This is a genomic window from Boseongicola sp., from assembly GCF_057460485.1.
In genome coordinates this window covers 1-10578 of sequence record NZ_JBVCWP010000132.1, presented here as the reverse complement: position 1 = coordinate 10578, position 10578 = coordinate 1, and the positions used below count along the sequence as shown (strand labels likewise).

The following is a 10578-nucleotide window of genomic DNA, read 5'->3' as shown; positions in this document are numbered from 1 at the left end:
CTTGATCGCAATCTCGACGGTGCGGCAGAGATAGTCCCATTCGGTTCGCGTCGCATCCATGGGCGACCACTGCACGTTGTCGCACAGATTTCGCGCGTGGGTGACCGTGTCGTGGATGCGCGTCGCCATCTCGTCCTTATCAAGGTTCGGAATGGCGCGGTGCAGCGGAGACGTTCCGATAAAGGTATGGATCCGCGGACGTGCCGCGTGTTGCACGGCCTCCCAGCAGCGGTCGATATCCTTGAAATTCGCACGGCTCAGTCCGCAGATCACCGCGTTCTTCGAGCGTTTGGAAATCTCTCTTACCGCCTGAAAATCGCCGTCCGAGGCAATCGGAAAACCGGCCTCAATAATATCGACGCCCATCTCATCAAGAAGGTCGGCGATCTCCAGCTTTTCGGCATGGCTCATTGTCGCGCCCGGAGATTGCTCGCCGTCGCGCAACGTGGTGTCGAAAATCAACACTTGGTTTTTGTCCGCCGCCGGCGAAACGTTCTTTTCGTTTGTCATGGGTCTCTCACTTTGTCCTTAGCATTTCCTGGCGCTGTTCACCTCTGAGCGGTCGCGCCGAAAGGCACGCTCAGAGGCGGCTAAGGAGTAGAAGCAAGCCAAGGACACGCGCATCTGCGCGGTCAATCATCGGAATATCGGTCCTCTGGCTCATGGGTTTAATGATAAGAGTGGGATTTCTTGAAGTAAAGCCCTGAGCGCAAAGGTGCGACGAACGCGTGTTTCCCCGGCGATAGACAACCGGAAGGTAAGACTTCAGGCCTCGCCGGTCTGCGCGGCAATTGTCATGGCTTTGCGGGCCGCAACCGCGCCCTTTAGCCACCCGACATCCATCGTCGGAACAGAAGACAGCAAAAGCTCGGTATATTCGGGGTAGGGCGGCTGCATGATCTCGTCCTTGATGCCTTGCTCGACGACCTTGCCCATCCACATCACCACAATCTCGTCCGAGATCGCCTGCACAGTCGCGATATCATGTGTAATAAAGATGTAAGTAACGCCGAGGTCCTTTTGAAGCCGCATCAAAAGCCTCAATATTCCTTCCTGCACCACCTGATCCAGCGCCGATGTAACCTCGTCGCAAATGATCACTTCGGGCTCAGCGGCCAAGGCCCGTGCGATACAGATCCGCTGCTTCTGGCCGCCGGATAATTCGCCCGCCAAGCGATCAAGGAAACTGTCGTCCAGCTCGATCAGGTTCAAAAGCTCCGAGACGCGTTCGTCGACAGCACGCCCCTTCAGCCCAAGATAAAACTCCACCGGACGCCCGATCATCTCGCGTACGGTATGGCGCGGGTTCATCGCCGTATCGGCCATCTGGTAAATCATCTGAATGCGCTGAAGCTGGTCCTTGGACCGTCCCTTCAACGCGGGAGGCAAAGGCTCGCCGTTGAACAGAACCCGCCCCTCTTTTGGCGGCAGCAGCCCGGTGATCACCCGCGCCGTTGTCGATTTGCCCGATCCGCTTTCGCCCACCACAGCAATCGTCTTGCCGCGCGGCACCGAAATTGAGACGTTGTGCAATACTGGAACCGTCCCGTAGGCCGCCGTCACATTGTCAATCTGAAGCACGTAGTCGTCGCTTGTCTCGGCCGCCTTCACAATCGAACGCACTGCCCAAAGCGTTTTCGTGTACGGGTGCTTGGGGTTCGACAGCATCTCCTGGGTTTCGGCCTCTTCGACCTCTTCGCCATAGCGCAGAACTTTGATCCTGTCCGCCATCTGTGCCACCACAGCCAAGTCATGCGTGATGTAGATTGCGGCTGTATTGAACCGGTCCACGGCTTCACGCATCGCGGCCAATACATTTACTTGCGTCGTGACGTCCAGTGCCGTTGTGGGTTCGTCGAAAACAATCAGGTCGGGGCGCGCCGACATTGCCATAGCGGTCATTGCGCGCTGCAACTGCCCACCGGAAACCTGATGGGGGTAGCGAAACCCGATGTTTTCCGGGTCTGGCAAATCCATCGCTGCATAAAGGGACTTTGCGTCCTCCGCCGCCTCGGCGGCCGACTTCACGCCATGGCTGAGGCTGGCTTCAATGGTCTGATCAATCAGGCGATGTGCTGGATTAAAGGCGGCCGCTGCAGACTGTGCGACATAGGCAATGCGTGAGCCGCGCAGACTTTGACGCTCGGCCTCGGTCGCAGTCATCAAGTCCTTCCCGTCAAACCAGATCTCGCCCGAGGTCAGGCGGATGCCGGGGCGTCCAAACCCCATCGCAGCGAGACCAAGCGTCGATTTGCCTGCACCAGATTCCCCGATCAGCCCAAGCACCTCACCGCGCTTCAGCGTCAGATCAATGCCCTTGATAATCGGGTGCCAACGCTCGTCCGAAAACCCGTCGATCACGATGTTCTTCATATGAAGCAGCAGATCGTCACTCATTTTGGCACTTTCTTATTGGCAGACATACTCGGCTTGGCGTTCATTCTTTCAAACCGCTGGTCTTCATCAGGAACCAGTCGACCACAAAGTTCACTGCAACAGTCAAAAGCGCGATGGCCGCGGCTGGCAGCAAAGGCGTGATGCCGGCTTTCAGGTCGTATTGGGCGAACTGAATAAGCGACGCGTTGTCGCGTACCATCGAACCCCAGTCCGCCGTTGGCGGCTGGATGCCGACCCCTAGGAAGCTCAAAGCGGCAATCGTCAGGAAAACAAAGCTAAACCGAAGGCCGAACTCGGCGACCAAAGGCGGCATGATGTTCGGCAAGATCTCCCGACGCATGATCCAGCCGAGGCCCTCGCCCCTCAGGCGCGCGGCTTCCACGTACTCCATCACCACCACATTCATCGCGACAGCGCGGGTCAAACGAAAGACCCGGGTGGAATCCAACACAGCGATGATCATGATCAACGACGGAATAGACGAGCCAAAGATCGACAAAAGCATCAGCGCAAAAATCAGCGACGGGATCGCCATCAAGACATCGACAAAGCGGCTGATAACCTGATCCACCCAGCCCCGGCTGATTGCGGCCATCAGGGCAAAGCCGCCCCCGATAAGGAACGCAAGACAGGTCGTCGCAAAGGCAATGCCCATCGTGTTGCGCGCGCCGAAGATCATCCGCGAGAAGATATCGCGCCCGATCTGATCTGTGCCGAACACGTGGCCATCGCCCCATGGCAGATAGGCTCCGAAGGAACTGTCGGCCTCGGCGTAAGGAGCGAGCCAGCCTGCAAAAACCGCCACAAAGACGTAGCACGCGATGACGATCATCCCGAACCACGCCGTCAAAGGCGCCTTCTTCAGCTCGATCCACGTTCGCTCCCACCGGGTGCGACGCGCGCGCACCTGGCCGACTTCATCCTTGGCGGTATATGTCTCTGGTGTGTCGGTCATCTTGGGTGCAACAACCTCGGGTTTGTGACAATCGATATGACGTCAGCGATCAGGTTCAAAACGATGTAGGTGGCGGCAAATATCAGTGCGCAGGCCTGCACCACAGGTATGTCGCGGGTTGTCACCGCATCGACCATCAACTGACCGACACCGGGATATACAAACACCACTTCGACCACGACCACGCCCACCACAAGGTAGGCAAGGTTGAAGGCCACAACGTTCGCAATCGGCGCCCAGGCGTTTGGCAAGGCGTGGGTCAGGATCACTTTGCGGGGTGACAGGCCCTTAAGCCGCGCCATCTCAATATAAGGCGAAGCCAAAAGGTTGATAATCGCCGCCCGGGTCATTCGCATCATGTGCGCGACAATCACCAGCGTCAGCGTCAGCGAGGGCAGGGCGCAGCGATAAACCCGCTCCCAGAACGGCGTATCCACTGTGATATTTGCAAGGCTCGGAAAAATGGGATTAAGCGAGGCAAGAAATAGGATCAGGACATAGGCGACAAGGAATTCCGGCATCGAGATTGTCGTCAACGTCACTGCATTGATAACGCGATCAAACACCGTTCCGCGATAAAGTGCCGCGAGAATTCCCAATGTCAGCGCCAGAGGCACCGCGATAATCGCAGTCATGGTTGCCAGAAACAGCGTGTTTTCCAGCCGCGGCCCGACCAGATCAACCACCGCACGCGAGCGATCCACTCCAGACGACGCGCGACCCGAGAACGAGGTCCCCAGATCGCCTTGCGCCAAAGCGCCAATCCAGTCGAAATATCGGACGTAAGCTGGCTGATCGAGCCCCAACTCTCGGCGGAACGCAGCCACGGTTTCTTCCGTTGCGGTTTGACCCAGAACGGCTTGCGTAAAGTCGCCAGGCAGGAACTCGATGGAACTGAAGATAATCACCGACACAAAGAACAGCGTCAGCAGGCCAAGCGCCAATCGCTGAAGCACCGTCGACAGGATGGGGTGCATGTAGGTCTCCCTGGTCTTGCCGGATAGTATTCCGATCTGTTGGGGAAGACTAGGCGCAGCCCGTCGCAAATAGCAACAGTTTGTGGCGGATCATATTCCGTCGCGCGCAATATCGATCGCAAAATCCTTTTCAAAAACAAGTTTTTCACCCTCATAGGCCTCAACCCGTGCCCGCCCGTGCCAAGTGTCGCGACTGGCCCAAAGCGAGGCATGGCACCGCGTGTGCACGCTCCAATCCCCGCGATCCATCGTCTCAACCCAGTCAAACCGCGCCTGTGCCGACAATGGGTCGTCGGGGTGAATACGCCAGGCCTCAACACAACTCGACCCGGTCGCCAGCCCATGCGCATCATCGCGCATCTCGCCATTGTCGGTGGTGATCCGCAAAAGCGATGTGCCGTCCGCCAACACTTTGCTTTCGCGGGTCAGTGCCGGCGCGCGCAACTCGGTCGCCTTCCACGCCAAGGCCGCCTCGGGCGGTGGAAACGCCACCTCATCGCCCAAAGCTGTTTCGCGCACTGGCAACGCCAGCGACCCTGCGGTGATCGTCACACCACCGGCGTGGGGTGCGGGCCAGATGAACGGCCAATAGGCAGTTGAGACCGCAACCCGCAAGCGATGCCCGGCGGGCAGGCGATAGGCGCATTGATCCATGATCACCGCCACGTCGATCTCCACCCCGGGCGTCAGATCTTCAGGGTTCGCGTGGCTTGCGTGGTGTCGCAAATTCAAGAACCCATGGCTGATTAATGTTGCCCCGCCGTCGGGTCGCAAATCGACCAGCCGAACAGCAATCTGACCGCTTTGCGCACGGGGCGTCAGCCGCAAAGACACCACGGGCGCCCCGACCACATCAGTGGTTTCGTCCAATTGAACAGTTTCAAAACACGCCGATATCGCATCGTCGGCGGCCTGATCGCCGGGAAAATCTTCATCGAAGGTGAACGGGAAATACTCGCCAGCCCCAGCGCCACAGGTCTGAGGCGATGCAACGGGTACAGAAAACGCCTCTGCAGCCCCCAAAACCCCGTTTCCAAAAGGAAAAACCTGCATTGGTACGTCTTCATCCACCGCAATCCAACGCCCAGGACGGACGTCCAACCACCGCGTTGGTGGGACCGTATCCATCAACCAAAGACGTTGCGCCGGGTCGTCCTCGACCCCGGTCTCAACCCCCTTCAACCAGCGATCCCACCACCTGAGCGCCTCTTGCAAAAATCCAATCCGAGGCTCCGGCCCCGCAAAATGCGGATACTTGTGAATCCACGGCCCCACGATCGCCTTCACTGGCGCCGAAATGTTCGCAACCAAAGCACTTGGTGTGTTGCGATACCCGTCATGCCACCCGCCAATGGACAGAACAGCCACCTCCAGCGCATCGAAATCCTCGCAGATCGACCCGTGTTCCCAATAGGCATCCCGGCGCTGATGCGTTAGCCACGGCTCCAACAAAAACGGCTGCGCCTTCAACCTCTCCAACCACATGTCGCGCCACCGAGTGCCCACCACTTCGGGGTCCGGCGGGCGCGACGAATAGGCCAGCATCTGCGACGCCCAGCCAAGGTTCTCGCCCAGCATGCACCCACCCTTATAGTGGATGTCGTCGGCATACCGGTCCACCGTTGAACACAGTGAAATAACGGCCTTCATTCCCGCAGGACGAAGGGCTGCGACCTGAAGGCAGTTAAATCCACCCCAGGAAATACCCATCATCCCCCAGTCCCCCGTCGACCAGGGTTGCGCGCGGACCCAGTCCATCACAGCAAGCGCGTCATCCCATTCTTGCCGGGTATATTCATCAGCCATCCACCCATCGCTGTCGCCATTGCCGCGTATATCAACACGGATGCAGGCATAACCATGACCTGCAAAGTAGGGATGCGTCAGCTCATCACGCGCGATGGTGCCGTCGCGTTTGCGGTAGGGCAGGTGCTCAAGGATTGCCGGCACGGGATTGGTCGCGGCATCCTCTGGCAACCAAATCCGCACCGAAAGCTCGACCCCATCGGGCATCGCGATTCGTTGATCCGGCCATTCGATAACGGTCCTTGGAAAATCGCTGCGATGCTTCATGACGCGCCCCTTCTTGCTTTGCATTCACGTAAGCACGCCCGAAACAAACTGAAAAGACTGCGTTGACGCCTGCGCAGATGCAGCTAGCTATTCCCTTATGAAGCGCGCGCTTGTCATAGGGGCCTCCGGCGGGATCGGGACGGCCATTTCCTCCGAGCTGTCGGCCCGCGACTATGAGGTCATGGGGCTGTCGCGCTCGCGCGACGGTCTTGATGTGACGAATGAAGCCAGTGTCGAAGCAGCTCTTGGCGCGCTTGATGCGCCCTTTGCGCTGATCTTCGTGGCCACAGGCGCATTAGAGTCTGGTGGACAGGCACCCGAAAAAGCCGTGCGCGAAGTGACGGCAGATGCGATGGAGGCCGCCTTTCGCGTCAATGCCGTTGGGCCGATGCTTGTTTTAAAACATAGCCTTAGGCTCCTGCCCAAAACCACTCCATCGGTTTTCGCCGCCCTGTCTGCGCGTGTCGGCTCAATCGGCGATAACGGCATCGGAGGCTGGCACAGCTACCGCGCGTCGAAAACCGCGCTCAACCAGTTGATCCATGGTGCGGCCATCGAAATGAAGCGCACCCACAAACAGGCCGCTGCTGTTTGTCTGCATCCCGGCACGGTTGCGACATCCTTCACCGAAAAATACGCGGGCCGACACACAACCGTCCCGGCGCGCCAGGCGGCGGCAAATCTGATCGACGTCATCGAAGGCCTGACACCGGCGCAATCGGGTCAGTTTTTCGACTATGCGGCACGGGGCATTCCTTGGTAGGCCGCCTCGTTCTCGTTCTGGGTGACCAGCTTAGCCCGGACATCGCCGCCCTGAAAGCCGCCGACAAAGCGCAAGACATCGTCGTCATGGCCGAGGTTTCGAACGAGGCATCTTACGTCCCGCACCATCCCAAAAAGATCGCCTTCCTGTTTTCTGCGATGCGCCATTTTGCGCAAAAGCTGCGGCAAGACGGCTGGACAGTCGATTACACGCAATTAGACGCTGACACGCCCCATGGCAGTATCGCAGCGGCCCTGATCGCCGCTGCTGATCGCCACGGCACATCGAAAGTGATTGCGACCGAACCCGGCGAATGGCGGTTGATCCAGCATCTGAACGACGCACCTCTTGACCTTACGCAGATGGAAGACGATCGCTTCATCGCCACTCACGCCGAATTCGAGGCTTGGGCCGAGGGCCGCAAACAATTGCGGCTGGAATGGTTCTACCGTGAGATGCGCCGCAAGACCGGTCTGTTGATGGACGGCGATAAGCCCTCTGGCGGCAAATGGAATTTCGACCACGACAATCGCAAACCCGCCCCCGGGGAGGTCGATTTCTCCGGCCCGCTGCGGTTTGAACCTGACGCTATCACGTCAGACGTCCTCGATCTGGTCGAGACGCGGTTCGGGGGTAATTTCGGCACGCTGCGGCCCTTCTGGTTCGCCGTAACACCGGAAAACGCCCGCCTTTCATTGACGCATTTCATCGATGGTGGATTGACGAAATTTGGTGACTATCAAGACGCCATGCTGACCGACGAAAGGTTCCTGTGGCACTCGATCTTGTCGATGTATCTGAATGCCGGATTGCTCTCACCGCTCGAAATCTGCCGCGCTGCCGAAGCCGCATGGCAGAAAGGCACGGCCCCGCTCAATGCCGTCGAAGGTTTCATTCGCCAGATAATCGGCTGGCGCGAGTTCGTCCGCGGCATCTATTTTCACGAAGGCCCCGACTACACCTCCCGCAACGCCCTTGCCCACGACCGGGCGCTGCCCGCGCTCTACTGGGGCGGTGAAACCAAAATGCATTGCCTGTCCCAAGCCGTCGCCCAAACCCGGGAAGACGCCTACGCCCACCACATCCAACGCCTGATGGTGACCGGTAATTTCGCCCTTCTCGCAGGCATCCACCCGCACGAGGTCCATGAATGGTATCTCGCCGTCTACGCCGATGCCTACGAATGGGTCGAAGCCCCGAATACCATCGGCATGAGCCAATTTGCAGACGGCGGCGTCGTCGGCTCCAAGCCCTACGTCTCCTCAGGCAACTACATCGACCGCATGTCGAACTACTGCAAATCCTGCGCTTATTCGGTGAAGACAAAAGCCGGCGAGGGGGCCTGTCCGTTCAACCTGCTTTACTGGCATTTCCTCGACCGCCACCGCGACAAGTTCCAGGGCAATCCGCGGATGGGCAATATGTATCGCACCTGGGATCGGATGAACGCGGACAAACGCGACACGATCGTAGCCCAAGCAGACGCATTCCTAAGCCAGATGGACGCCGGACGGCCTGTGTGATGTGCTGTGGCAAACCCCGCACACTTCCTACATGCCGACGTTAAGAAATCTTAATTCGTGTCGTCGTCAGTGCTGATCAGAGCACCGTTGTCCCAATCGCCGGTGCGCTCTTCGCCGGTCGCGTAGCGGATTTTGCCGTTGCCCTGACGCTTGCCGCGCACGAACATGCCCTCGTAGACATCGCCGTTCGCGTAAGTCGCCACGCCCATCCCGTCAATCTCGCCCGCGTCCCATTCGCCCACATAGGTGAAGCCGTCTGGCATGGTGATCTTGCCCTGACCCTGACGTTGCCCGGCCACGAAGCTGCCCTCGTACACGGTGCCGTCCGAATAGGTCGCAACGCCGTCGCCCTCGCGCTGACCACCAGCCCAAGTGCCTTCATAGGTGTAGCCGTCGGCAAATGTCATCTTGCCTTGCCCGTGCATTTTCGCGTCCAGAAACCCGCCTTCGTAGACCAATCCGTTGGAATAGGTCGCAACGCCGTCGCCCTCGATCACGCCAGCGACCCAGCCGCCTTCATACGTGTTGCCGTCCGGATAAACGATCCTTCCCGCGCCGTCGGCAAGATCATTTTTGAAGGTGCCGGTGTAAACGGACCCGTCTGGATACGTCACTTCGCCGTCGCCCTCGATGCGCCCGTCGACCCAGCCACCGACATAAAGGTAGCCATCCGTGCCGGTAAACGTTCCCTGACCCTGACGGCGATCTGCTTCGAAGGTGCCTTCATAAATATCGCCATTGGCGTAAATCACCCGACCCTGACCCTGACGTTTGCCATCGATCAGGTCACCTTCGTAAACGTCGCCGTTCGGCTGCGTCAGTGACCCGCTGCCGTTGATCTGACCGTTGGACCATTCCCCAACATAGACCAATCCATCCGGCATCGTCAGCGTGCCGCGCCCGTCGCGCGCACCGCGCACAAGCTGGCCTTCGTAGACCGCGCCATCTGGGTATTCGATCGTGCCAGTGCCTTCGCGAATGCCTTTGTTCCACTGGCCTTCGTAGATGTAGCCATTCGGGCTTTCCATCCGGCCTTGTCCATCGTGCAGCGCGTCGATGAAACCGCCTTCGTATTTAACACCATTGGCATAGCTGGCGACGCCCTGCCCGTTGATCTTTCCGTCGCTCCAGCCGCCCTCATAGGTCCCACCGTCCGCAAATACGATCTTACCGCGACCTTCCGGTTTTCCGGCGGAAAATTCACCTTCGTAGACAGACCCATTTGGAAATTCGGCGCGTCCCTGGCCCCGGATTTCACCGTCCATCCATTCGCCCGAGTAGACATATCCGTTTGGCAGTCGATAGGTTCCGGTCCCGTGCTGTTTGCCGTCACGGAAGGTGCCCTCGTAAACGCCACCGTCGTCATACTGTTTTGTGGTGACTTGGCTGTCTTGCGCCCATGCTGTCCCACTCAGCGCAATCGCCGCACAGGTCGCCACCAGCTTTAGCCTCAGTCGTCTTGCCACGATCGGTTCCACTCTTTTTTCACTCCGTTTTGCTAAATCTAGTTGAGCGACCGAGTGCTCGCAACGCTTTTCCCGTCCGCGAACCCTTTCCCTTCGGCGCATCTCTGCTAAGACACGGTTTGGGCTTGGAGAGTGCGCATGACAAACCGCTTCCGCATCACGCTTGGGCAATTGAACCCAACCGTCGGAGATTTGGCTGGAAACAAGGCTAAGGCATTGGCCGCGTGGGAAGAAGGTCGCGCGGCTGGCGCGGATTTTGTCGCACTGCCGGAGATGTTCATCACCGGCTACAACACCCAGGATCTGGTGATGAAGCCGGCATTCGCGCGCGACGCAATGGCACACATAGAAGCGCTGATGGCTGAAACTGCAGACGGCCCCGCCCTTGGGATTGGGGGGCCGTTGCTGCAAGGCGGCAAGCTTT

8 protein-coding genes and 1 pseudogene are annotated in these 10578 nt (G+C 58.8%); 3 read left to right on the top strand and 6 right to left on the bottom strand.

All coding sequences use genetic code 11. The features are described from left to right. The 5 genes and pseudogenes from AC221Y_RS14450 to AC221Y_RS14430 all read right to left on the bottom strand — a co-directional run. Positions 1 to 510, bottom strand: a pseudogene (locus tag AC221Y_RS14450) (2-isopropylmalate synthase); the annotation flags it as partial. A gap of 255 nt (positions 511 to 765) precedes the next feature. Continuing rightward, positions 766 to 2397 carry an ABC transporter ATP-binding protein gene (locus AC221Y_RS14445; protein ID WP_486707589.1) on the bottom strand — a complete coding sequence of 544 codons (1632 nt, stop codon included), beginning with the start codon at positions 2395 to 2397 and terminating at the stop codon, positions 766 to 768. Between the two features lie 40 nt (positions 2398 to 2437). Further along, positions 2438 to 3352 (bottom strand): ABC transporter permease, encoded by a 915-nt coding sequence (locus AC221Y_RS14440; RefSeq protein ID WP_299756821.1) that lies wholly within the window; start codon positions 3350 to 3352, stop codon positions 2438 to 2440. Further along, on the bottom strand, positions 3349 to 4329 hold the full coding sequence (locus AC221Y_RS14435; RefSeq protein ID WP_299756819.1) for an ABC transporter permease: 981 nt from the start codon (positions 4327 to 4329) through the stop codon (positions 3349 to 3351). Before AC221Y_RS14435 ends, AC221Y_RS14440 begins: the two co-directional genes overlap by 4 nt. A gap of 90 nt (positions 4330 to 4419) precedes the next feature. Beyond that, the gene (locus tag AC221Y_RS14430; protein WP_486707588.1) at positions 4420 to 6402 is read right to left on the bottom strand and encodes a CocE/NonD family hydrolase; all 1983 of its coding nucleotides are present in this window, start codon (positions 6400 to 6402) and stop codon (positions 4420 to 4422) included. A gap of 97 nt (positions 6403 to 6499) precedes the next feature. Between AC221Y_RS14430 and AC221Y_RS14425 the strand changes: the two genes are divergently transcribed. After that, positions 6500 to 7165: an SDR family NAD(P)-dependent oxidoreductase gene (locus AC221Y_RS14425; protein WP_299756815.1), complete on the top strand. Its 666-nt coding sequence runs from the start codon at positions 6500 to 6502 to the stop codon at positions 7163 to 7165. Next, positions 7159 to 8688, top strand: coding sequence for a cryptochrome/photolyase family protein (locus AC221Y_RS14420; protein ID WP_299756812.1), 1530 nt, complete (start codon positions 7159 to 7161; stop codon positions 8686 to 8688). Before AC221Y_RS14425 ends, AC221Y_RS14420 begins: the two co-directional genes overlap by 7 nt. Before the next feature lie 50 nt (positions 8689 to 8738). Here the strand turns inward: AC221Y_RS14420 and AC221Y_RS14415 are convergent, their stop codons facing one another. Beyond that, positions 8739 to 10154, bottom strand: coding sequence for an MORN repeat-containing protein (locus AC221Y_RS14415; protein ID WP_299756810.1), 1416 nt, complete (start codon positions 10152 to 10154; stop codon positions 8739 to 8741). 138 nt (positions 10155 to 10292) lie between these two features. Here AC221Y_RS14415 and AC221Y_RS14410 point away from each other — a divergent pair. Next, positions 10293 to 10578: nitrilase-related carbon-nitrogen hydrolase (locus AC221Y_RS14410; protein ID WP_486707587.1), on the top strand; the 286-nt coding region annotated here is incomplete at its 3' end.

Excerpts from the sequence above, each read along its gene's own strand:
- AC221Y_RS14445 (WP_486707589.1), bottom strand. The coding sequence starts at position 2,397 with ATGAGTGACGATCTGCTGCTTCATATGAAGAACATCGTGATCGACGGG.
- AC221Y_RS14440 (WP_299756821.1), bottom strand. The coding sequence starts at position 3,352 with ATGACCGACACACCAGAGACATATACCGCCAAGGATGAAGTCGGCCAG.
- AC221Y_RS14435 (WP_299756819.1), bottom strand. The coding sequence starts at position 4,329 with ATGCACCCCATCCTGTCGACGGTGCTTCAGCGATTGGCGCTTGGCCTG.
- AC221Y_RS14430 (WP_486707588.1), bottom strand. The coding sequence starts at position 6,402 with ATGAAGCATCGCAGCGATTTTCCAAGGACCGTTATCGAATGGCCGGAT.
- AC221Y_RS14425 (WP_299756815.1), top strand. The coding sequence starts at position 6,500 with ATGAAGCGCGCGCTTGTCATAGGGGCCTCCGGCGGGATCGGGACGGCC.